The organism is Brevundimonas sp. NPDC090276 (genome assembly GCF_044772165.1).
Classification (GTDB): Bacteria; Pseudomonadota; Alphaproteobacteria; order Caulobacterales; family Caulobacteraceae; genus Brevundimonas.
The window spans coordinates 21,297-45,733 of record NZ_JBIVYK010000002.1; the positions used below are offsets into that span (position 1 = coordinate 21,297).

The window sequence follows — 24,437 nt, forward strand, 5'->3', positions numbered from 1 at the left end:
CAGATCGTCGGCGCGCCGCGCCCGGTCTGCTTCCCCCTTCGCCAGACGGCCGCGTGCGCGGCCTCTGCTCCTCTGGAGATCGCCCGATGATCCGTCTCGATTCGCGTTCGCTGCGTCACCGTCTGCTGGTCGGCGCCTCGCTCGGCTCCCTGATCGTCGCCGGCGCGGCCGAGGCCCAGAACCGGGGCGGCTTCGGCAGCCGGGGCGGGGCAGGGGCCAATCCGACCGCTGCCGTGACCCAGGTCATTCAGGCCGAGGCTGGTCGCGCGGCACAGGCCAGCAGCGCCAGCCAGCGCGCCATCGCCTCCTTCGCCCGCGCCGCCGCTACGCGTCAGGCCATGACCGACGCCCAGGCCGCCGCCCGCGCCGCCGCGCTCGCTGCCCAGAGCCACATCCCCAACGGCCTGGGCCAGGGCGGGCTTCAGGTGGCCGAGGGCGTCACCCTGGACCCCAGCCTGTGGGTCGGCGCCAATGGTCCCAGCCAGACGACGGGCGCGGACGGCCGCACCACGGTCACCGTCGGTCAGACCGAACAGAAGGCCATCCTGACCTGGGACAGCTTCAACGTTGGGCGCGAGACGGATCTGGTCTTCAACCAGCAGGGCCATTCCGACTGGGTCGCCCTGAACCGCGTCACCGACGCCAGCGCTGATCCGACGAAGATCCTCGGCAGCATCAAGGCTGACGGCTCGGTCTACATCATCAACCGTAACGGCATCATTTTCGGCGGCGCCTCGCAGGTCAACGTCCGCAACCTGATCGCCGCCACGGCCGACATCTCGAACATCCAGTTCCTTGAGCGCGGGATCACCTCGAACTCCATTCCGCCGGTGAACTTCTGGGAGGCCCCGATCCTCGTGCCCGTCTTCACCGATGCGGGCGGCGCCGTGACGGTCGAGGCCGGGGCGCAGATCACCACGTCCAAGCCTTCGACCGTGGTCGAGGGCGGCGGCTACGTCGCCCTGCTGGGCAAGGAGGTCGTCAACGCCGGCACGATCGTCACCGGGCGCGGCCAGACCCTGATGGCGGCGGGCGACGACTTCATCATGCGCCCCGGCTACGGCACCAACGCCAACCAGCTGTCGACCACGCGCGGCTATGAGGTCGCGGTGACCGTGGATGCGGGCAGCAACGCGGGCCGCGTCGTCAACCAGGGCCTGATCCAGGCGGCCGAGGGCGACATTACCCTGGCCGGTCGCCACGTGGTCCAGGACGGGGTCGCCATCGCCACCACCTCGGTGAACACGCGCGGCACCATTCACCTGCTGACCGACCTGTCCGACAGCCAGTCCGGCGTCACCCTGACCGGCGACAGCCTGACCCTGATCCTGCCGGAGCTGGAGAGCGACGCCACCGCCACCAATGCCCAGCGCGACGCCCTGCTGGCCCAGTCGGCCCTGACCGGAGGCGCGCCCGCGACCTGGCTGAACAACCAGGCGATCAACCGCGTCACCTACGGCACGCCGGACCGCAAGGACATGTCGCGGGTCGAGATCGCCACTGGCGGCTCGGTCACCTTCCAGTCGGAGTCCCAGACCATCGCCCAGGGCGGCCAGATTGCGGTCGTGGCGATGAAGCGCACCACGGTCGAGGACCGCGCCGAGCTGAACGTCTCGGGCGTGCGCGACGTGGCCATGGACATGGCCTCGAACAATCTCAAGGTGAACATCCAGCCGTTCGAGCTGCGCGACTCGCCGCTGAACCGCGAGGGCGAGGGGCTCAAGAACAACGACGTCTGGATCGACATTCGCGACCTGATCCTGCTGCCCAGCGGCACGGGCGGGCATGAGGGCAACCGCTATTACACGCCGGGCGGCCTGATCGAGGTCGGGGGGCATCTGGGCAATACCGCGCACGGCATCGGCGAATGGGCCGCCCAGGGCGGGACGATCAACATCAACAGCAACGAGATCGTGGTCCACAAGGGCGCCGTCTTCGACATCTCGGGCGGCTCGCTGGACTATGCGGCGGGCTATATCCAGTCGACGCGGATGATGGGCTCGGACGGCAAGCTCTACGACCTGGGCCAGGCGCCCGCGGGCGTGAAGATGCTGTCGGTCGGCAACGCCTTCGTGGTCAATCACGACCGGTGGGGTGAGGCCTTCCAGGAGGTCTACGCCCAGCCCCTGTTCAACTCGGCGCGCAGCGTGCGCTGGGAGGCGGGCTACACCGTCGGCCGCGACGCCGGCGTCCTGTCCCTGTCGGCGCCGACCGTCCTGTTCGACGGCCAGATCGTCGCCGACGTGGTGACGGGTGAGCGCCAGACGGGCGCCCGACCGACCACGCCGCCCATCATCAAGGACGGCCAGATTTCGGGCGACTTCGCCAATCGCCTGGACGGCTATGACCTGCCGCAGAACGTCACGCCTCTGGCGGGCGGCTTCTATGTCGGCAACCGTCTGCATCAGACCTATCAGCCGGTGGTCGGGGCCGAGATCCCCTTCAAGAACACCGTGGTGGTCGGCGAAGGCGGCGGCTCGACCGGCGTGGCGACGGGCGCGGCCCTGACGCCGGATCTGGCCAATACGGTGGTCCTGTCGGCCGAGGCGCTGAGCGCGGCGGGTCTGGGCGGGCTGCGGATCAATGGCGGCGAGGTCAGGATCGAGGGCGATCTGACCCTGAGCCACGGCGGCGAAGTCGCCGTGCGCGGCCAGACCATCGCTGTCGAGGCCGACATCACGGCCCACAGCGGCTCCATCTCCCTGGCGGCGGTTCCGCCCTGCGGCGCGGGCTGCGCCGAGGTCACGGACCTGAAGGTCGGCGAGGGCGTGACCCTGGACGCCAGCGGCCTGTGGGTGAACGTCAAGGCGGGCGGCGACGTCCGCGATCTGGCCCATCTGGAAGGCGGGACGGTCATGCTGGAAAGCCGTCAGGGCGACTTGACGCTGGGCAAGGACAGCCTGATCGACGTCTCGGCGGGCGCCGCCATCCTGCTGGACGGCAAGACGGTCGGGGCCAGGGGCGGTTCGGTCGGCCTGGCGGTCGGCGTCGAGCCGCGCGCCAACATGGGGCAGATGACGCTGGACGGCGACATTCGCGCCTATGGCACGGGCGAAAACGCGGGCGGCACGCTGACCGTCTCGGCCGCCGGGCGTCCGATCACCATCGGTGGGGCCGTGATGGACGGCGGCGACGAACTGGCTGCGGGCGAACCGGCGCCGATGGACCTGCAGCTTTTGGAAGACCTGGTGCTGAAGGCGGGCGAGACCCTGCCGTTCGACTATACCTACACCATCGACCGGGTCGAGGCGGGCCAGCCCCTGCCGGCCGACGTCAGCCTGGACTTCTCGGCTGTCACCCTGAGCAGCGACTGGACCGTGCCGGACGGCTTCGAGGTCTATGACTCCGACTGGAACGTTTACTATCCCGGCGACGTCATCCCCGGCGGGACCTATCTGGAGTTCGGCTACGGCCAGGCGCCCGCCGGCTTCATCATCAATCCCGACATCTGGCCGACCGGGGTCAATATTCCGCCGGTGGCCTTCACCTACGCCAAGGGCGACGTCCTTCAGGCCGATCTGACGCTGCCTGAGGGCCGCACGATCACGGCCGGGACGGTGTTCGGCACGGCGGTCAAGCTGGCCAAGCCGCTGAACCTGGACGGCGACCTCTTCCAGAGCGGCTTCTCGCGCTACGACATCCGCGCAGGCGGCGACCTGCATGTGCGCGGAGACATCGACGTCAGCGCCCCGGTGCGCCGCTTCACCGCCGACAGCGCCGGCTTCGCCAGCGGTGCGGCGGTGCAGGACGCGATGGAACTGTGGACGCCGGACATGCTGCGCGAAGATGCGGCCAAGGGGCGCTTCATCCAGCGTCAGGGCGCCAGCCTCAGCCTGACCGCCCACGGCCTCGGCGAGCGCAACTGGATGACCGGCTACGGCAATCCCGTGACCGATCCCCGTCCGATTGGCGAACTGGTGCTGATCGAGGGCGCGAGCATCCGCGTCGATGACGGCCAGTCGGTCAATCTGACCGCCATGGAAGGCATGCGGATCGACGGCCGCATCGAGGCCCGCGGCGGCAAGGTGTCGTTGATCGCCGGCCGCGAGGAGAATGAGCGGCTCGATTACCAGCCGTCATACGTCGTCTATGATCCGACCACGGCCCTGTGGCTGGGCGAAAAGAGCGTCATCGACGTCTCGGGCCGGGGCCTCAGCGCCGTCGGCGCCGACGGCCTGCGCTATGGCCATGTCTCGAAAGGCGGCGAGATCACCGTCGGCGGCCAGCGCGCGGCCTATGTGGTGGTGCGGCCCGGCGCGGTGCTGGACGCTTCGGGCGCGGCGACCCAGATCGACTATCTGACCTCGGGCCTGACCCATGATCGGCACAGCCTGACGGTGGCCACCGACGGCGGCGCGATCCGCTTCCAGTCCCAGTACGGCGTCTTCCTCGACGGCGACATGCGCGCCCATGCAGGAGGCGAGGGCGCGTCGGGCGGCCTGCTGTCGATCAAGCTGACGACCCCCTATCTGGCCCAGTTGGGCAAGGGCGTGCGCGACATGCCCGACTACATGCGCCGCCTGCGCAGCATCATCCTGGGAGCCGAACAGGACAGCGGTCTGGCCGCCGATCTGCAATACGGCGACTGCATCACCGGCTGCTGGACGCCGGGCCAGCTGAACGCCGACTCCGCCGCCGCCAATGACGGCATGGCGGACCTGGTCGGCCAGGCTCGCATCGGCGTGGATCAGATCAAGGCGGGCGGTTTCGGCAGCCTGACGCTGGATACGACGGACGTGATCCTGCTGGACGGGCCGGTCGATCTGACCCTGTCGCGCAACCTGACCCTGTCGGGCGCCATCGGTTCGCTGGGCGATGGGGCGAACTACGACTCGAAACTGAGCGCCGCCTATGTGCGGTTCGTTTCCGGCGGAACCAAGCGCGGCAACAATCTGGTCCGATGGGAGGACGGCTCCCAGGCCCTGTTCAAGGTCCCCGGCATGGGCGACGGCGTCCTCACCATCAAGGGCGGCCTGGTCGACATGGGCGGCGCCCTGTTCGGCATCAACGGCTCCATCGGCCTGTCCGGCGGTCGTCAGCAGGACTACGAGTATCTGGCCCACGGCCAGATCAACATCGTCAGCGGCGGCGACATCCGTATGACCGGCGGCGAGGTCAATGCGATGAGCAACATCGCCCTGACCGCCGCCCAGATCTATCCGATCACCGGCGCGGTCGCCTCGATCTATGCCGGCAAGTACATCTATCGCTTCCCCGGCGACACCATTCTCAACCCGTCGCTGGTCCCCGGCGGCACGGTCAGCTTCCACAAGCTGGAAGGCGTCACGCCGTCCGCCCCACTGTCGCTCTATGGCTCGCTGACGGTCGGCGCCGACATCATCAATCAGGGCGGCGTGCTGCGCGCGCCCCTGGGGTCGATCACCCTCGGCGCCGGCGGTTTCGTGCCGGCGCCCCACCTGTTGCCGCCGGGCCAGTCGAACTGGGTCAGCACCTCGGTCACGACGCGGGACGTTAATCTGCTGCCCGGCAGCCTGACCTCGGTCAGCGCCAGAGATCTGGTCATTCCCTACGGCGGCACGACCGACGGCCTGAAGTGGATGCTGAACGGCGTCGAGCTGAAGAGCACCGACGCGAAGCAGGGGGTCATGGTGCTGGGCTCGCTGCGCGCGGACGAGGGCTCGGTGCTGGACCTGTCGGGCGGCGGCACGCCCGCCGGCGCCGGCTTCATCACGGGTCGCGGCGGTTCGGTGGACGTGCTGAAGACGGCCCTGGCCAATATCAGCCCCGCCTTCGACGGCTTGAGCCATGCGGACAATCAGGTCTACGCCATCGTGCCGTCCTACGGCGCCTCGGTCGCCCCCAACGCCATCGACGGCCACGCCCAGCCGGGTCTCGGCCAGCAGATCGTCATCCCGGCCGGGATCGAGGGTCTGGCGGCGGGCGTCTATACCCTGCTGCCGGCCGAATACGCCCTGATGGAGGGGGCCTTCCGCGTCGAACTGGGCCGCAATGTCCCGGCCGGCGCCAATGGCGTGACCCGTCTGGCGGACGGTTCGACCCATCTTGGCCTGACCACGGGCGTGGCGAACACTGATGCGCGCAGCGCCCTGAAGGTCGAGGCCATCCTGACCCCGGCCAAGGTGGTCCGCACCTATTCCCAATATAACGAGACCAGCTTCGGCGAATTCCTGGTCAAGGCGCCGGCGGCGGCCCTGTTCAACAGCCCGCTGCCCTTCCTGCCCCAGGACGGCAAGACCTTCATCCTGGCCCTGGCGCCGGATGCGGACAAGGATCGTCCGGCCTTCTCCTTCAAGGGCAAGGGTCTGTTCGATGCGGCCGAGGGCGGCATTGGCGGTTCGCTGGCCGTGGTCGGCGGCGACTACTACGACAGCGGCAAGTTCACGCTGGAAATCCTGGCCGACGGGGGGAGCAAGTCGGGCGACGGCTTCCTGTCGCTCTACGCCTCCGATCTGAACGCGGTCGGGGCCAGGATCATGACCCTGGGCGGCGCGGCCCACCGCGTCTTCACCACCAGTCAGTCGACCGAGATCCAGGTCATGCCCGGCGCCGGCTGGCCGAACCAGAGCAACCTCAGCTCGAGCGGCTTCGGCGGCATCGCCGTGCGTGACGGTGCGGTGCTGGAAGGGCCGCAGGTCCTGCTGATCGCCGACCGCAACGCCGACATTCTGGTGGAGGACGGCGCCCGCATCACCACCCTGGGCAAGGGCGCTCCGGCCTTCGACTCCAGCATGGGCTACACCCTGCGGGCCAACAATGTGAACCTGCTGGCCGTGTCCAACGGCCTGCTTGAGTTCACCAGCAACGCCTCCAGCGGCGCCACCGGCGTCATCACCGTCGAGGACGGCGCCTCCCTCTATTCGGACGGCACGCTCAGCTTCGTCACGCCGGGCGCAGTCAGCCTAGGCGAGAACGTCAACTACGGCGCGCGCTACCTGGCCTTCTCGTCCGCGTCCGTGAACATCGGAACCAGCGAGGCCCTGGCCGAGGCGGGCGCGGACGGCGTCCTGCCGTCGGGCATCGCCCTGAACCAGTCGGTGCTGGATCGTCTGATGGCGGGCGACCAGAGCAAGGGCGCGCCCAAGCTGGAGCGGCTGATCCTCTCGGCCAGCCAGTCGATCAACTTCTACGGCTCCATCAGCCTGGACACCCGCGACGCCGCCACCGGGGTCTCGGCCCTGCAACTGGTGCTGAACACGCCCGCCCTCTATGGCGCGGGCGGCGCCGGCGACACGGCCCAGATCACGACGGGGACCCTGGTCTGGAACAGCGTCCTGGGCGCCCAGGGTCCGAGCTACAGCTCGACCATCATTCCCGCCCAGCCGGGCGCGCCCATCGCCGGCGGCGCCGGGACGGGGCTGGGAACGCTGAACCTGATCGCTGACCGCATCGTGCTGGGCTATCAGGACGGGGTCGCCATCAGCGCGCCCGTGCCGATGAACCGCCTGGCTCTGGGCTTCAGCACCGTCAACCTGACGGCCTCGCAGCGGATCGAGAGCAACCACAAGGGCGAGCTGGCCGTCTATCAGTCCCAGGCCATCTACGGCCAGGCGGGGCAGGGCGGGACGCTGAACCTGACCACGCCCCTGTTGACGGGTCAGGCGGGCTCCAGCCTGCACTACAAGGCGGGCGGCGCCATCAGCCTGACCGCCCCGGCGACGGCCTCGACCGCCGAAGCGCCCAAGCCGCAACTGGGCGCCGAGATCAGGATGACCGCCGCCAGCATCACGGCGGACACGACCATCGCCCTGCCCAGCGGCCGGCTGGTCCTGACGGCGACCGAGGGCGACATCGTCCTGGGTGACAAGGCGCGTCTGGATCTGGCGGGCCGGGCCACCGACTTCTTCGAGGAGACCCGCTACAGCTGGGGCGGCGACGTGGAGCTGGAAAGCGCGCAGGGGAACGTCATTGCGTCTTCGGGATCGAAGATCGACCTGAGCGCCGACCACAACCATGCGGGCACGCTCAAGGTCACGGCGCTGAACGGCGCGGCGACCCTGAACGGCGTCATCGAGGCCCACGCCCGCAACGGCGACAAGGCCCCCGACGCCTCGCTGCGCAACGGCTCAATCGACATTCGGGCCAACGTTGTCAGCGACTTCCGTGAATTGAACGAGCGGTTGACGCAGACGGGCGTCACCGAGAGCCGCAGCTTCGTCATCAAGAGCGGCGACGTCGTGGTCGGCGACGAGATCAAGGCGCGTCAGGTGACCATAGCGGCGGACGGCGGCGACCTGATCGTCAACGGCCGCATCGACGCCAGCGGCGCCCGTCCGGGTTCGATCCGGCTGTCGGCGCGCGATGATCTGACCCTGGCCTCGACGGCCGTTCTGGACGCCAGCGCCGACACCATCGTGGTCGACGGCTATGGCGCGCCCATCGAGGCCTCGAACCGCGCTCATATCGAGCTGGGCAGCAAGGCGGGGACCCTGACCCTGGCCTCGGGCGCGACGCTGGACCTGTCGTCGCCCGACGGCGTCAAGCGCGGCCGGATCGAGCTGAACGCCCCGCGTCTGGGCGCCAACGACATCGCCATCGAGGCGGGCGGCCCCCTGACGATCAAGGGCGCCGACAGCCTGTCGGTCAACGGCTTCCGCACCTATCAACCGGCTGGCGGGGTCATCGATCAGGCCCTGATGGACGGCATCCATACGGACAGCACGGCCTTCATCAACGCCGCCATCGCCAACCAGGCCCTGCTGGGCCGTCTGGCGGGTCTGCGCGCCTATCAGGACGCCTTCCACCTGCGTCCGGGCGTCGAACTGACCAGCGCGCCGGGCCAGAGCCTGAGCGTGTCGGGCGACCTGAACCTGGCCGGCTATCGCTACGCCAGCCTGAACGCCGACACCCAGTTGACGGGCGTCTATGGCTCGGGCGAGGCGGGCGTCTTGCTGGTTCGCGCCGCGGACGATCTGAACATCTACGGCAGCATCACCGACGGCTTCGGCGAGCCCGCGCGCACGCCGGACGACAACGGCTGGGTGCTCTACAACACCGCCGACGCGGGCGGCTTCTTCGCTCTGCCGGCTGATCACCAGCTGATGGCGCCCCTGCGCCTGTCGGCGGGCGCGGCCTTCCCGGCCGGGGTCAGTCTGACCTTCGACGCGCCGGTCCGGGGCTTCAGCGTCATCGGCAACCAGGTGATCGAGGCGGATGTCAGCCTGGCCCAGCCGGCCGTCCTGCCGCAGGACTGGGTGGCGACCTCGAGCATCCGTCTGCCGGACGGTTCGGTGATCGCGCGCGGAACCATCCTGAAGGCGGGCATGACCCTGCCGGCCGACACCGAGCTGGGCCAGGGCGCGCTGCTGCCTATGGCCGTCTCGCTCAAGGCCATGACCTGGCCCAAGGGCGTGGCCCTGCCGGCCATCCTGACCCTGTCCTCGACGACCCAGCTGAAGGCGGGCGACGTCATCCCGCGCGCCAGCACGGTTCTGGTCGCCGGTCTGACGGGCCTGCAGAGCGAGCCGGTGGTTCTGGATGCGTCCTATACCCTGCGGGGCGACCCGATCGCGGGCGATGTGACCACCATCCCCGGAGGGCATTTCTCGCCCGTGGTGCTCGATTTCGGCATCGAGGTGCGGGCTGGGGCGATGCTCCTGACCGGGCGGACCATTCCGTTCGGTTTCGTCAGCGGCGAAGGGGACTACATATTCGCCACCGGCTGGACCACGACCGCCCCGATCTGGGAGAGCAAGGCCGCCTTCGAGGCGGGCGCGACGCCGCTCTATGGCGCGGGCGCGGAAGTGACCGGCATGATCATGCCGGGTGCCTATTACGGAGCAGGCACCGTGTTGCCGACCGATATCGGCGACAGCCTCGGGATCACGGCCTCGCTGGTTCCGGCCGGGACGCCGATGAACATCTTCCACTATGATGTTCAGTTGAACAGCAATGTGACGGTGAATGCCGGAACCCTGATCCCAGCGGGGGTCAATCTGCAGCTGCTGGGCGCGGGCGGGCCGCACAACACCCGTCCGGTCCAGGCGGATGGCACGCAGGGCCGCATCTGGGCCGTGGCGCCCATGCTGGCGGCGGGTTCGCAGTCCTGGTCGATGCGTCTGGTGGCAGGGGCCGACATCGGCTCGGCCGACGGCCGCACCCTGCGGGCGGCGAGCGATCTGGCCCGCACGGGCCACTCGGGCGACCTGACCCTGTCCGATCGTCACTATGTGAACCCGCAGGCGGCCCTGACGGACGGCTTCAACCCCAACTGGCTGGAGGGGATGAAGCTGATGCAGAACTTCAGCGTCATCCGCACCGGCGTCGGGTCTCTGGATCTGTTGGCGGGCGGCGACTATCAGCAGATGTCGCTCTACGGCGTCTATACGGCGGGCACGCCCTCGGCCGAGATCGGCGGCCTGACCCTGGACGGCCACAACGTCTTCAACCAGCCACGCGTGAAGCTGACCGCCTCCAGCGGTCTGGCCAATCCCTGGATCGGACCGAACTTCGACGGCTACGCTGACGCTATCCGCGACTATCAGGCCTGGTATCCCGAGCACGGCGGCGACTTGCTGCTGGCGGTTCAGGGCGGCCTGACCGGCTACGCCACGGACCGCGATTTCGCCTATCAGCGCGTCGGCAGCGGCAGCGTCGGAAACTGGCTGTGGCGTCAGGGCGGTTACGGCGTCAGCGAGAACGGCGTCTCGGTCGCTCTGGGTCAGGATGTGCCGACCGCCTGGTGGATCAACTTCGGCGGCTATGTTCCGAACAACTCCAGCGCGCTCAATGACTTCGTCGGCTTCAATGCTCCTTTGCTTGAAGGTTTCATGGGTGTCGGCGCCCTGGGCGGCGGCAATCTGACGGTGCGGGCCGGCGGCGACGCCGGCGTGACCCAGGACTGGGGCAGGGGCCTGGACGGAAGCTCGGACACGAGCCGGGTTCGCATCGCCAGCTCGGGCCTGCACTTCGCGGTCGGCGGCACCGGCCGCGTGACCTCGGTGACGCGGACGGCGGGGATCGTCACGGACGGAAGCGTGGTCCAGACCGGCGGCGGCGACGTCGACATCCGTCTGGGCGGCGTCCTGAACCCGGGCGCGGCGACCAATATGCCGACGGACCTGGCGGGCAGCGTGACCAACCTGCGCGGACAGGTCTCCATCCTGTCCGGCGGCGTCGGCGCCGGCGCCTACAGCGCCGGAGTCGATGTGCTGGACCCGCGTCTGCCCAGTCCGCTGCGGACCGCCTTCCACCTGCCAAGCGGCGGCCTCACCCTGGTGATCGGCGACGCCGACGTGCGCATCGACGCGCGCGGCGACCTGATCCTGGCCGGGGTCGGCGATCCGGGCTCGACCAGGGCGTCGATGGCCGGGGTTTCGGTCGGCTATGTCAACGCCGCGGGCCAGTTCGTCCGGCCCGACGGTCTGGTGATGCAGACCAGCTTCTCGCTGTGGCGCGACGACACCAGCATCAGCCTGTTCAGCGCGGGCGGCGACGTGACCCCGATCACGGCGGCCTCCGGCAACGGCGCGGCGCGCGACGGTCGTTACTGGTATCCGCCCATCCTGCGGGTGACGGCGGCCGAGGGCAGCATCCGCTGGAGCGCGGAGCGTTGCGACGACAACTGCGGCGGCGGCATCCCGCCGCTGGAGCTGGCACCCTCGTCGCTGGGCCTGGTCGAATATCTGGCCGGAACCTCGATCCTGGGCGGCGGTTCGCGTGATCCTGACTCGGGCGGTTCCTATGCCGCCGGTCGCCCCGTGGCGCTGTCGGGCATGGCCCGGACGTTGGATCTTCTGCCCAACCCGTTCCGCCCCGTGTGGATGACCGACTGGCGCGACACGCAAGGCGCGCCGGTGAACGTGCCTCAGCCGATCAAGGGCAATGCGCTGACCATCGGCGGCCTGCTGGCCTTCCAGACCGATACGGCGACGGGCACGCTGCGGACCGGCCGTCAGAATCCGGCGCTCTTCTATGCGGCGGACGGCGACATCAGCAATCTGAACTTCGGCTTCATCACCTACGACGGTCAGTCGCAGCTCTACGTCAACTCGGGCTCGGTGGATCTGCGGGCCTCGCGCGACATCGTCAACCTGGGCACCGGCACGGGGATCGGCTGCCTGAACAGCGGCCCGATCGAGTGCCGCGGTGCGCCGGTCTATCTGTTCGGCGTGTTCAACCAGGGCGGCCTGGTGGTGCACAATGACCCGTCCGACATCTCGCTGATTTCGGCGGGCCGGGACATCATCTACGGCAACATGACCGTGGCCGGTCCGGGCAATCTGGTGGTCGAGGCGGGGCGCAACATCTATCAGGCCGGCAACGGGCGCTTCACCAGCGTCGGCCCGCTGTTCGACCTGTCGCCCTCGACCCGCAACGGCGGGGCCGGCATCTCGATCCTGACCGGGGTCGGGGCGGGCGGTCCCAACTACGACGCCTTCACCAGGCTGTATCTGGACCCGGCCAACCTGGCCGAGGCCGGACGCCCGCTGGCGGATCAGGCCGGCAAGGTGGCCAAGACCTATGACGCCGAACTGATCCACTGGCTGAAGGAGCGCTTCGGCTACGAGGCCGCCGACGCCAGGGAGGCCCTGACCTATTTCAACGGTCTGGATCGCCAGCAGCGCGCCGTCTTCGCCCGACTGGTCTACTTCGACGAGCTGAAGGCGGGCGGTCGCGAATACAACGACCCCAACGGACCGCGTTTCGGCAGCTATCTGCGCGGCCGCAACGCCATCGCCGTCCTGCTGCCCGAGAAGGACGCTGAGGGTAAGGCCATTTCCTACGCCGGGGACCTGACCATGTTCGGCGGTTCGGCGGTGCGGACCCTGTTCGGCGGCAATATCGAGATGCTGGTGGCGGGCGGTCAGACCGTGGTCGGCGTCGGCGGCATGGCACCGCCCTCGACGGCGGGGGTTCTGTCCATGGGGTCCGGCGACATCGACGTCTATTCGCTGGGGTCAGTGCTGCTGGGCCAGAGCCGGGTCTTCACCACCTTCGGTGGCGACCTGCTGATGTGGTCGGCCCAGGGCGACATCAACGCCGGGCGGGGGTCCAAGTCGACCGCCGTCTATCAGCCGCCGCGCCGGGTCTATGACCTGTACGGCAATGTCACCCTGTCGCCGCCGACCCAGAACACCGGCGCCGGCATCGCCACCCTGAACCCGATCCCGGAAATCCCGGCGGGCGACGTGGACCTGATCGCGCCGCTCGGCACCATCGACGCAGGCGAGGCGGGCATCCGGGTCTCGGGCAACGTCAACCTGGCCGCGCTGCAGGTGGTCAACGCCGCCAACATCCAGGTCAAGGGCGACGCTGTGGGCATTCCTGCGGTGGCGGCGGTCAACACCGGCGCCCTGACGGCGGCCTCCTCGGCCAGCAGCTCGGTCGTGGCCGAGGCCGCCCGTCTGGCCGAGCGCGCCCGGCCCAAGCCGACCGGCGACATCCCCGCCATCATCACCAGCCGCTTCCTCGGCTTCGGCGAGTAACCGCCCGCGCGGAGGGAGGCCGAGACGCTTCCCTTCCCGCCACTCTTTTCGACTGGAGTATCCCATGTCCGACGCTTCTCCGCAGAGCGCCTTGCCGCTCTTCTATCGCGATCCGCAGCCGCTCTCGGCGGCCCAGCACGGCGACTGGCGCCTGAAGGACGGCGACGTGGCCTTCGCCGCCGAGACGCCCTTCGTCCCGGTGGTGGTCAGCGAGATCGCCGCCGCCGCGCGCTGCTATCCGGTGGTTTTCTCGGCCGGGGAGGGGGCGCAGCCCGTCGCCGTCCTGGGTCTGGAACAGCGCAATCTGTTCATCGCCGACGGCCGCTGGACCGAGGGCGCATACGTGCCGGCCTATGTGCGTCGTTATCCGTTCGGCTTCATCGCCACCGTCAATCCTGACGGCTTCGCCCTGGCCGTCGACGCGGCTTCGGAGCGTCTGGCCACCTCGGGCGCGGAGGGCGCGGCCCTGTTCGACGGCGATCAGCCGACGCAATTGACGCAGGAAGCCATGGCCTTCTGCAACGCCTTCCAGGGCGAGGCCGCCGCCACCCAGGCCTTCGGCGAGGCCCTGCGCGCGCAAGATCTGCTGATCGACCGCCGCGCCGACGTCACCCTGCCGGACGGCCGCAAGCTGGGTCTGGACGGTTTCCAGATCATCGACACGGAACGGTTCGCCAAGCTTGATGAAGCTGTCGTGCTGGACTGGCATCGTCGGGGCTGGCTGGCGCTGGTTCACTTCCATCTGGCCTCGCTGGAGCGTTTCGGCGCGCTGCTAAGCCTGCACGGGCAGGCGGCGACGACCGCCGAACCCGCGACCAAGCCGACCAAATCCAAGAAAGCCTGAGCCATGACCAAGCATTCCATCCTCGCCGCCCTGACCCTGACGGCGGTTGCCGCCGCCGCCCTGCCGGCCGCCGCGCAGGAGGCCCCGGCCGCCCAGCCGCTGGGTGGTCCGGTCATCCCGGGCGTCTGCCTGCTGTCGCGTGAGGCGGTCTTCGCCAACGCCGCCGCCGGTAAGGCCGCCAGCGCCCGTCTTCAGGACCTGGCCGCCGCCGCCCAGAGCGAGATCGAAACCGAGCGGCAGCCGCTGGAAGCCCAACTGCGCGCCCTGGAAACCCAGCCCGATAACGCCGCCCGCCGCCAACGCGCCGAGGCCCTGGCCAGCCAGTGGCAGGCTCTGCAGCAGAAGGCCGCCCACGCCAGCCAGGAAGTCGAGGCCACCCGCCTCAAGGCCATGGAGCGCATCGCCAACGAGGCCCAGCCCGCCATCGCCCAGGTCTACGCCGCCAAGGCCTGCGGCCTGCTGCTGGACCGCAACTCGGCGCTGGGCGGCAACTTCGCCAACGACCTGACCGCCGATGTGGTCCAGGCGCTGGACGGCCGTCTGTCCACCATGACCTTCGAGCGCGAACGCCTGCCCCAGGCCGCCCCTCAACCGGCGCGATAGAGCCATGGCCGGCGTTGCATCCCGTACCATGACTTCGTCCTGGCGCGCCCTGGCGACCGGGCTGGCCGCAGCTTTCGGATTTGCAGCGCCGGTGCAGGCCCAGAGCCTGTCGCCCGAGGCTGCGCCCGTTGCCTGGGTCGCCTACGCCGAGGCGGCGACCCAGGCTGTCACGGCTTGGCTGGAAGAGGATAATGAGGCGGCGTCGAGCTTTCGCCATTACCTGCATCAGACCCGGCCAGCCGCAGACCGGCACACCCCGCCATTGGTCCTCAAACTCTGGATTGATGCTCAGGGGCGCATCACACGGATCGACTTTGCGCCTTTTGCCCACGCTGAAACGGATGCGGCGCTGCGATCCGCGGTGAGTGGGCGCCGCCTGGCGCGGCCTCCCTCCGGGATGCTTCAGCCCTTGCGACTGTCAGTTCAACTGGATCCTGTCGTTCCAGAAACTGGTCACCCCGCAAACCATTCCCGGCGGTAGGCTCTGCTTGGGTGACGATCCGGTGTCCTCTACCGGTGTAGAGCAGCCTGAGCGGGAATATCCATCGCTCTGCTGAAGTTATGGTGGGACGGTGCGGGCTCGCGCACCTAGCACGAGAGTAAAATCGCCTCCCTGGCCTGCCAGGGCGGCGATTTTACTCTTAATGGTAAGCCCATACCGGCGGCGGCTGCCGGCAGCAGCATGACCACGACCGTCTTGGTCGGTGCTGCATCTGGCGGATAAATCCTTTGGCTGTTTATATCGTGATTTCAAATGTATATGAGGCGGATCGATCGAGGCGCGCCAGATGTTCGACCCCCGTCTTCTCCGTTCCTTCATCGCCGTCGTCGATGCTGGCAGCTTCACTCTGGCCGCGGAACGGTTGAACTCGACCCAGTCGACGATCAGCCAGCAGTTGGCGCGTCTGGAAGAGGCGACGGGGGCCATTCTGATCGAACGATCGGCGCGCCCGGTTCTGCCCACCGCCGTCGGTGAGCGCCTGCTGGGCTATGCGCGCAGATTGCTGGCGCTGCAGCAGGAGGCCCTGGCCGCCCTCGGCGACACGGCAGGCGTGGCCGCCATTCGCATCGGAGTGCCTGAGGACATCATGAACCCGGTGATGGCGGCGGTGTTCGGCGACTTCGCCGCCGGGCATCCTGGCATTCGTCTGGACGTGGTCAGCGGGCTGAGCCGCGATCTGAACCGACGTTATCGCGCCGGTGATTTCGACATCGCGGTGGTCAAGGACTACGAGCCCGGCGCCGACTGCCGCGCATCCTTCCGGGAGCCCATGGCCTGGTATGAAAGCGCCGACGCGCCGTCTGAATGGCCCAATCCGATCCCCCTGGTGACCTTCCCGCCTGGCGGCCTCTATCGGGACGTGATGTTCGAGCGGATCGAGCGTGAACAGCGTCGCTGGTATGTCGCCTTTTCGGGGAGCAGCCTCAGCAACGTCCTCGTCGCCGTGGAAGCTGGCCTGGGGGTGTCGCTTCTGCCGGTCGGCACGGCCCGGCAGCACAGGCTCCGACCCTACATGCCTCTGGGGACGGAGGCCGCCATCGCGGTTTCCCTTTATTCCTGGGAAGGTGACGGGCCCGCATCCGAACTTGTCGGCCTGATGCAGGCGGCGTTGGCCGCCCGGTTCGCCTGAAACGGCGTCCGTCCGCACCTTTCTTCAGGCGTCCCAGGTTGGGGCCAAGCCCGCCGGACTGACCGGTCGGCCATCGGGGCGGGCCTGAGCGGCTGAAGCCTCGGTCTGGCTAGGCCAGGTCGCCGAACACCAGGCGTCCGCCGTGGAAGACCGCCGTGCGTTTCGACTTGCGGGCGACGGCTTCGGCGGAACAGCTGGCGTCCGCCAGGACCAGATCGGCGGCGTCGCCGGCCTTGGGCCAGGCCCTCTCGCCCGCGTCGTTCAGGGGCAGGACGTCCCCGGTCGCGATGGCCAGGGCGCGAGACAGGCCGAACTCGTCGCTGCCGCTGTAGAGCTGGGCGTGGAGGTTGGCCTTGTCCAGCATGTCGCCGGAGCCGAAGGGCGACCACATGTCGATGACGCTGTCGGTGCCGGACATCAGGCGCACGCCCTTCTCGCGCAGGCGCGCCAAGGGCATCATGGAGCGGCCGATCGGTATGGTTGAAGCCACCGACACGCCAGAAGCGGCCATGCGCTCGGCCGTCGCATCCAGATCGGCCGGCGTCAGATTGGCCAGGGCGAAGGCGTGGCTGAGGGTCAGGCGTCCCTTGAGCGACGGCGTGCGCTCCAGCGTGTCGAGCATGTAGCGGATGGCCGCCGCACCGGATGGGCCGCTTTCATGCAGGTGGATGTCGACGCCCTTGTCGTGATCAACGGCGATGCTGAACATGGCGTCCAGCGAGGCCTCCATCCGGCCGTCCACATTGGTTGGATCCAGACCACCGACGAAGGCGACGCCCATGCTCATGGATTCGCGCATCAGGGGCGCGACCTCGGACAGCAGCAGGCCGTGTTGGGGGAAGGCGACGATCTCGCAGTTGAAGCGGCCCCGATAGGTCTCCAGCGCCTGATTGAGATGCTCCAGGCTCCTCAGGCCGCTGACCGGATCGATGTTGCAGTGGCTGCGCGCGGTGGTCGTTCCATGCTCCAGCAGCAGATCGATCATCCCCTCGGCCCGCTCGCGCGAAACGGGCAGGAGTTCGGGCAGAAGGGTCCGCTCCAGGGCGATCATGTCCATGATCGTCTTGCCCTTGCGCGGACGCGGCGCCTGCCACGGACCGCCGTAGAAGGTCTTGTCCAGATGGATATGCATGTCCCGGAACGTCGGCAGGGCCAGACGACCGTTCGCCGACAGACGGGGCAGGGCGGACCCGGCGGCGGTGGTCGGCGACACGGACAGAATACGTCCGTCCCTGATCTCGAGATCATAGCGGCCCGTTCGCGTGCCGATGATCTCGCCCTGATCGCGAACGAAGCCTTCCTCAAGCGTGATGTCGGTCAGGATGAAATGGGCCGGGGTTACGGCGCTTGCGAGACTCTGGGCGTCTGTTGTCGCAGTCCGGGCCATGGCTCGACCACCTCCGGCCGCGACCGTCGCGATTCCGGCGACGCCCATCAGGGACCGACGGCTCAAACCTGAAAGATCAGACAAGGCAACCTCATGACTGGCGAACACCGTCCAGCCTAACGGGAGGAATAAGGCATTGAAAAATGAAATGAGTGCATGGATTTTATCTTATTTTTGAATGATTCGTTCGGTGACATTTTTTACCTGGATCGGCTCATGGCGAGCTTCTTTCGCAGCCAATAAAGTGTGACCGGCCCTGTCCGGGCGATGGTTTTCCGAAGGTTGGGCATAGGGCGTCGCCGTAGCGATGGGGCGGGGCTCGCATTGACTCGGGTCTGCGCCTTTGACCATTAGCCAGCCTTTCAGCGGGGGCGTGAATGATTAACTCAAGTGAGGCGCGGGGGGGCTCTGGCAGGGGCGGCGAGGTCACTCCCGCAGAACTGGCCATCGCCGAGGCGTTCGTCGCTGCGCGCCGGGCCGCCCGGGCGCTGCCCAGCTATCCTGGAGCGATCCCGGACGATCTTGCGCGCGCCTATGCGATTCAGGAGACGGCCATCGGTCTTTGTCCTGATCGGCCAGTCGGTTGGAAAGTGGGGGGCGTGCCGGCCGCTCAGCAAGCGGCGCTCGGCGTACACCGACTGGTCGGCGCGGTCATGGCCAGCAGCCTGTGGGCCGTCGACGAGTCTCCGACGCCGCTACCGATCATTGAGGACGGCTTCGCGGCGATCGAGGCTGAGTTTGTCGCCCGCATAGGCCCCGACGTTGATCCGGCCCGCATCGACTGGACGCTCGAGGCGGCGGCCGATCAGGTCGAGGCGATCTTCATCGGGGTGGAACTGTCCGGCAGTCCCCTGGCCGCTATCAACGACCTGGGGCCCGTGGTCGTAGCCTCGGACTTCGGCAACAACCTCGGTCTGTTGATCGGGCCCGAACTGAAGGATTGGCGTACGCGCCTGGATAGCATTGAGGTTGAGACAGTCATTGATGGCGTCAGCCTCGGGCGCGGGGGCTCGCTGTCGCTGGCGGGCGGGGCGTTGGAATCGGTGCGGTTCCTGCTGGAGCATCGCGCCCGGTTGGGACGTCCCCTGACCCCTGGAAGCCTGGTGTCTACGGGCGCCGTCACTGGCGTGCATCGGGTGGGGGCGGGCAGCGAGGTGACCTGCGTGTTCAAGGGTGTCGGGGAGATTCGCTGCAGGACCGTTCTGGCCGCGCCTCAAAGGGGGTGAGGGGGCCGGATGACGGTGTTCGGGGGTCGACTGGGTGCGTCAGACCGATTGGCCAGACGTCGCGGTTCGTTTAAACTGCCTGCATGAGCCAGAAACGCCTTTTCCATACGGTCGCCGATCAGATCCTTCAGCTCATTGCTGACGAAGGGTTTGGGCCCGGAGCCAAGCTTCCCGGCGAGCGCGAACTGGCCGAGCGGTTCGGCGTCAGTCGCGTGACGGTGCGCGAAGCCGAGGTGGCGCTTCAGGCCCAGGGCAAGCTGGCGATCAAGACCGGCTCGGGCGTCTTCGTCTGTTCGACGCCACAGAGAGCGGACGCCCTGCCGGTCGTGAGCCCTTTCGAGGTCACCGAGGCGCGCTCACTCTTTGAATCCGAAGCGGCGGCTCTGGCAGCTTCGGTCATCACGGACGAGGCTCTGGCGCGGCTGGAATACCTCGTGGAGGCGATGGGGGGGGCGAATCCTGATCTGGATGCAGACACCGCTGATCGCGAGTTTCATCGGCTCATTGCGGCCTCTGCCAACAATGCTGCCGTCCTACACACCATTGAGACCCTCTGGCGCATGCGTACCGAGCAGCCGGCGGTCAGCGCCGCCCACCAGGCGGTCTGTGAGATCGACGATTCTTCGCGGGTGGACGAACACGCGGCCATCCTCAACGCCCTGAAGGCGCGCGATCCGGCCGCGGCCCGGCGCGCCATGCGGACCCACTTTAACCGCCTGCTCGCGGCCATGTTGGACGCCAGCGCGGCCTCGGCCCTCCAGGCGCTGGAGCGCCAGATGGCGGCGAGCCGTGAGCGCTTCCTGATCAGTACGCACTCAGTATAGACCAACTGGTCTGCAAATTTCTTTATTTTCTTCTGACCAAACGGTTGCCTTTGGTTGTCTCCCTGATAGCTTTCCCCTGCGGGTCCAAAACCGCGAACAAGTCCGCGCCAAAGCGGACCGGAGGGGGAGGCGATCATGTTGTCGAGATTGGCGCTTGCGGCCGCCTTGCTGTGGGCCGGGGCGGCGTCCGCCCAGACATCGACCCTGGTGGCCACGCCGGGGGAGTATCAGCGGGCTCTGCGTGACGTCAGGCCCGGCGACACCATCGTCCTGAAGGACGGGGTGTGGCGCGACTTCCAGATCCTGTTCGAGGGCGAGGGCGGACCGGGTCAGCCGATCACCCTGACGGCGGAAACGCCGGGTGGTGTGGTGCTGTCGGGTCAATCCAGCCTCAGGCTGGCGGGGCGCCAGCTGGTGGTGTCCAATCTGGTCTTCCGCGACGGCTGGTCGCCGACGGGGGAGGTGGTGTCCTTCCGCCGCTCCAAGGATCATCGCGCCGTCGAAAGCCGCGTCACCGGACTTGTGATCGACGGCTACAACAAGCCGGACCGGGCCACTTCAGACAATTGGGTGGCGCTGTATGGCCGCGACAACCGCTTCGACCACAACCATCTGAGCGGAAAGGCGAATGTCGGCACCACCCTGGTCGTCGTGCGTGACGAGCAGCAGGGCCTCGATAACCGCCATCGTATCGACCACAACTATTTCGGCCCGCGCCCCAACCTGGGCTCCAATGGCGGCGAGACCCTGCGCGTGGGCACCAGCGCCGACTCCCTGTCGGCCTCCAATACCGTGGTCGAGAGCAACTGGTTCGAGGGGGCAGACGGCGAGGTCGAGATCGTCTCGAACAAGTCGGGCGGCAACACCTATCGCGGCAACGTCTTCTACCACTCGCGTGGGTCGATGGTTCTGCGCCATGGCGATGGAAACCTGGTCGAGAACAATGTCTTCATCGGCGGAGGCAAGCCTCACACCGGCGGCATCCGCGTCATCAACCGCAATCAGACGGTGCGGAACAATTACATGGAGGGGATCACCGGAGACGGCTTCACCGCCGCGCTGAGCGTGATGCACGGCGTCCCCGATTCCCCCATCAACCGCTACCACCAGGTCGTGGGCGCGGTGATCGAGAACAACACCATCATCGACGCGCGCAGCCTCTTCCTAGGCGCGGGTATGGACACCGAGCGCTCGGCCCCGCCGATCGACAGTCGGTTCGCGCGCAACCTGATCGTCAACCCGGACGGGCGCGAGCCGATGCGCATGCTGGGCGACCTGTCGGGCGTCGCGTTTACGGACAACGTCCAGGCGCGTGATGTCGCCATGGTGCGCGGCGTCAACGGCTTGCTGATCCCCGTGACTCCTCAAGGCGCCGGCGCCTCGCCTGATCTCGTCATGACCCCTCGCGCCGAGACGGGCGTGGCCTGGTACCCCAAGGATGTTCGGGCCGTCCGCCTGGACCAGGGCATCGAGATCGCTGTTGCCCCGGCCGAGGGCGCGCTGGAGGCCGCTGTCGCCGCGGCCTGTCCGGGCGATGTGCTGGTGCTGGCGCCGGGCCGCTATTCAGTCGACCGGACGCTGACGATCAGAGCGCCGCTGACGGTGCGCGGGTCGGATCAGGGGAGGGGCGAGATCACCTTCTCTCGACCTTCGCTGTTCGAGGTAGCCAAGGGCGGTTCGCTGAAGCTGGCCGGTCTGACGATAACGGGCGCCGACGCGCCGGACGAGACCGGCAACGCCGTCATTCGCGTCGCGCCGGGCTCCAGCGCCGCCAACTTCGACCTGGTGCTGGAGGGCGTCGAGGTTCGCGACCTGACGGTCAATCGCGGTTTCAATCTGATCACCCTGGGCAAGGGGGTGATGGCCGACCGCGTGTTGCTGCGCGACGTGCGGGTGGAGAACATCACCGGCTCGGTGATTTCTGCGGCGGCTGAGACCGACGATCGGGGCACCTATAACGCCGAACTGGTGCAGATCGAAGGCGGCGCCTTCAGCCGCATCGGCGGGTCGGTCGTCGACCTCTATCGCGGCGGCACGGACGAGAGCACCTTCGGACCGCGCCTGGTGATCAGGGGGGCAAGCTTCGACCGTGTCGGCTCGGTCGAGCGGCCGTCGATCCTGATGCGTGGCGTCCAGCACGCCGAACTGCGCGACAACACCCTGACCGACAGCGGCGCTATCAGCTTCTCGCACCGTGTCGGCGAGCCGGTCCTGGCCGTGGTCGGGAACCGCCTGGTCCGCACGCCCGAGATGCAAACCGACATCGCGCCCACTGCGGCGACGGAGGAATTCTGATGCTGCGCGCCCTGTCTCTGACCGCCCTTCTTCTCGCCGGCAGCGCCCTAAGCGCCCAGGCGGCGACCGCCCCCGTCGCGCTAACCTCGGTCTCGGCCGAGACCGCGCCGGTGCTGACCACGTCCCAGGAGTGGCGGCGGATGGCTGAGGCAGGGTCTGCCTATCCGCTGTTCGCCGTCGAGCGTGAACGGGTCGAAGGTCTGGTCCGCGCCGCCATGGCCCAGGGCGTGAACGTGCCCACGCCACGCGATCCCGGCGGCGGCTTCACTCACGAGCAGCACAAGCGGAACTATCAGGCCATCTACAACGCCGGGGCCCTGTATCGCCTGACCGGCGACAAGGCCTACGCCGACTATGCGCGTGACCTGCTGCTGGAATACGCCAAACTTTATCCGACGCTGGGGGCGCATCCGGCGGGGCGCGGGCAGATCCCTGGCCGTCTGTTCTGGCAGACGCTGAACGACTCAGTCTGGCTCGTTTATTCGATCCAGGGCTATGACGCGATCCGCGATGCCCTGACGCCCGCGGAGCGCCGCCGCATCGACGACGACGTTTTCCGTCGTATGGCCAGCTTCCTGTCCGCGGAGACGCCCGAGAATTTCGAGCGCATCCACAACCACGCCACCTGGGCCGTCGCGGGCGTCGGCATGACCGGCTATGTGCTGCGCGACCGCGACCTGTCCGACCAGGCGCTGACCGGGCTGAAGAAGGACGGCTCGGCCGGCTTCCTGACCCAGATCGACCAGCTCTTCTCGCCCGATGGCTACTACGAAGAGGGGCCCTATTATCAGCGCTACGCCCTGGCACCCTTCATCATCTTCGCTGGGGCCATCGACCGGAACGAGCCGGGACGCGGCATTTTCCAACGCCGCGACGGGGTGCTGCTCAAGGCCGTCGATACGCTGATCCAGTCCAGCTATGGCGGCTACTTCATCCCGATCAACGACGCCATTCTCGACAAGGGGTTGGACACCGAGGAACTGGTCACCGGCGTGGCCTCCGTCTATGCGCGCACCCAGGACGCGGGCCTGCTGTCCATCGCGGAGCGGCAGGGGCGGACCCTCCTGTCGCCCGAGGGCCTGAAGGTAGCTGAAGCGGCCGCCTCCGGCGCGGCGCGGCCCTACGCCTTCCGGTCGGTTCTGCTACGCGACGGCCCCGACGGGACGCGAGGCGCGCTGGCCATTATCCGTGCCGGCGGCGAAGACGGTCAGGCCTTGGTCCAGAAGGCGACCGCCATGGGCATGGGGCACGGTCATTTCGACAAGCTGAACTGGCTTTTCTACGACAACGGCCAGACGGTGGTGACGGACTACGGCGCGGCGCGTTTCCTCAACATCGAGGCCAAGGCCGGCGGCATCTACCTTCCCGAGAACAACAGCTGGGCCAAGGCGACGGTCGCGCACAACACCCTGGTGGTGAACGAGCGCAACCAGTTCGACGGGAACTGGCAGCGGGGCGAGGCGCACGCGCCAGAGGTCCTGTTCTTTGACAAGGCCGAGGGGACGCAGATCGTCTCGGCGCGCCAGACGGGAGCCTATGACGGGGTGACGTTCACGCGCACCCAGGCCTTGGTCGAGCACCCCGAGCTGGAGCGTCCGGTCGTCATCGACCTGCTGCGCGTCTCCGGCGATCAACCGGCCCGCTACGACCTGCCGCTGCACTACCAGGGTCACATCATGAAACTGGGCTTTGAGGCCGAGCGCGCGGTGGCCGAGCGCCCCGTCCTGGGTACGAACGACGGCTATCAGCACCTCTGGGTCGACGCTGTCTCGCAACCGTCGCAGGAAAGCCGCAGCCTGACCTGGCTGCTGGACGGCCGGTTCTATTCCTGGCGCTTCGCCTCGAGCGTCCCCGCCCAGGCTATTCTGGCCGAGAGCGGCGCCAACGATCCCGACTTCAACCTGCGCCGCGAGCCGGCCCTGATCTTGCGGGCCGACGGCCAGAAGGACGCGACCTTCGTCGGCGTGCTCGAGCCGCACGGCCGCTACGACGGCCGTGCCGAGACCGTGGTCGGCGCGGATAGCGCCATCCGCGATCTGCGCAGCGCGCGGGGAGCCGACGCCGAGGTGGTCGTCGTGACCCTCGCCTCGGGCAAGACGGTGGTTCTGGGCGTCGCCGACAGCGCGTCGCCCCGGGCGGCCCATGCCGTTACCGCGAACGGCCAGACCTGGCGTTGGACCGGGCCCTGGGCGCGACTGGATCAGTAGAGAGGCCGGCGCCG

At 68.2% G+C, this 24,437-nt stretch carries 10 protein-coding genes; 9 read left to right on the forward strand and 1 reads right to left on the reverse strand.

The window, feature by feature from the left end; translation table 11 throughout:
* Positions 1 to 86: 86 nt before the first annotated feature.
* From ACIQTU_RS06030 to ACIQTU_RS06050, 5 genes are all read left to right on the forward strand, one after another.
* Positions 87 to 13,406: a filamentous haemagglutinin family protein gene (locus ACIQTU_RS06030; protein WP_400543862.1), complete on the forward strand. Its 13,320-nt coding sequence runs from the start codon at positions 87 to 89 to the stop codon at positions 13,404 to 13,406.
* 64 nt (positions 13,407 to 13,470) lie between these two features.
* Positions 13,471 to 14,250, forward strand: a complete 780-nt coding sequence (locus ACIQTU_RS06035) for a SapC family protein (RefSeq protein WP_400543865.1) — start codon at positions 13,471 to 13,473, stop codon at positions 14,248 to 14,250.
* A 3-nt stretch (positions 14,251 to 14,253) separates the two neighbouring features.
* A complete protein-coding gene (locus tag ACIQTU_RS06040; protein ID WP_400543868.1) occupies positions 14,254 to 14,853 on the forward strand; it encodes an OmpH family outer membrane protein in 600 nt (199 codons plus the stop codon).
* Positions 14,854 to 14,857: 4 nt separating this feature from the next.
* Positions 14,858 to 15,334 (forward strand): hypothetical protein, encoded by a 477-nt coding sequence (locus ACIQTU_RS06045; protein ID WP_400543871.1) that lies wholly within the window; start codon positions 14,858 to 14,860, stop codon positions 15,332 to 15,334.
* A gap of 307 nt (positions 15,335 to 15,641) precedes the next feature.
* Positions 15,642 to 16,484: a LysR family transcriptional regulator gene (locus ACIQTU_RS06050; RefSeq protein ID WP_400543874.1), complete on the forward strand. Its 843-nt coding sequence runs from the start codon at positions 15,642 to 15,644 to the stop codon at positions 16,482 to 16,484.
* 109 nt (positions 16,485 to 16,593) lie between these two features.
* Here the strand turns inward: ACIQTU_RS06050 and ACIQTU_RS06055 are convergent, their stop codons facing one another.
* Entirely contained in the window at positions 16,594 to 17,871 is a 1,278-nt protein-coding gene (locus ACIQTU_RS06055) for an amidohydrolase family protein (protein WP_400543877.1), read from the reverse strand.
* A 377-nt stretch (positions 17,872 to 18,248) separates the two neighbouring features.
* Here ACIQTU_RS06055 and ACIQTU_RS06060 point away from each other — a divergent pair, with 377 nt between their 5' ends.
* From ACIQTU_RS06060 to ACIQTU_RS06075, 4 genes are all read left to right on the forward strand, one after another.
* Positions 18,249 to 19,097: a 2-keto-4-pentenoate hydratase gene (locus ACIQTU_RS06060; protein ID WP_400543881.1), complete on the forward strand. Its 849-nt coding sequence runs from the start codon at positions 18,249 to 18,251 to the stop codon at positions 19,095 to 19,097.
* Positions 19,098 to 19,180: 83 nt separating this feature from the next.
* Positions 19,181 to 19,921, forward strand: coding sequence for a FadR/GntR family transcriptional regulator (locus ACIQTU_RS06065; RefSeq protein ID WP_400543884.1), 741 nt, complete (start codon positions 19,181 to 19,183; stop codon positions 19,919 to 19,921).
* Positions 19,922 to 20,056: 135 nt separating this feature from the next.
* The gene (locus ACIQTU_RS06070) at positions 20,057 to 22,216 is read left to right on the forward strand and encodes a chondroitinase-B domain-containing protein (protein ID WP_400543887.1); all 2,160 of its coding nucleotides are present in this window, start codon (positions 20,057 to 20,059) and stop codon (positions 22,214 to 22,216) included.
* A complete protein-coding gene (locus ACIQTU_RS06075; RefSeq protein ID WP_400543890.1) occupies positions 22,216 to 24,423 on the forward strand; it encodes a heparinase II/III family protein in 2,208 nt (735 codons plus the stop codon). The genes ACIQTU_RS06070 and ACIQTU_RS06075 overlap by 1 nt, the downstream gene beginning before the upstream one ends.
* The last annotated feature ends 14 nt before the right edge of the window (positions 24,424 to 24,437 follow it).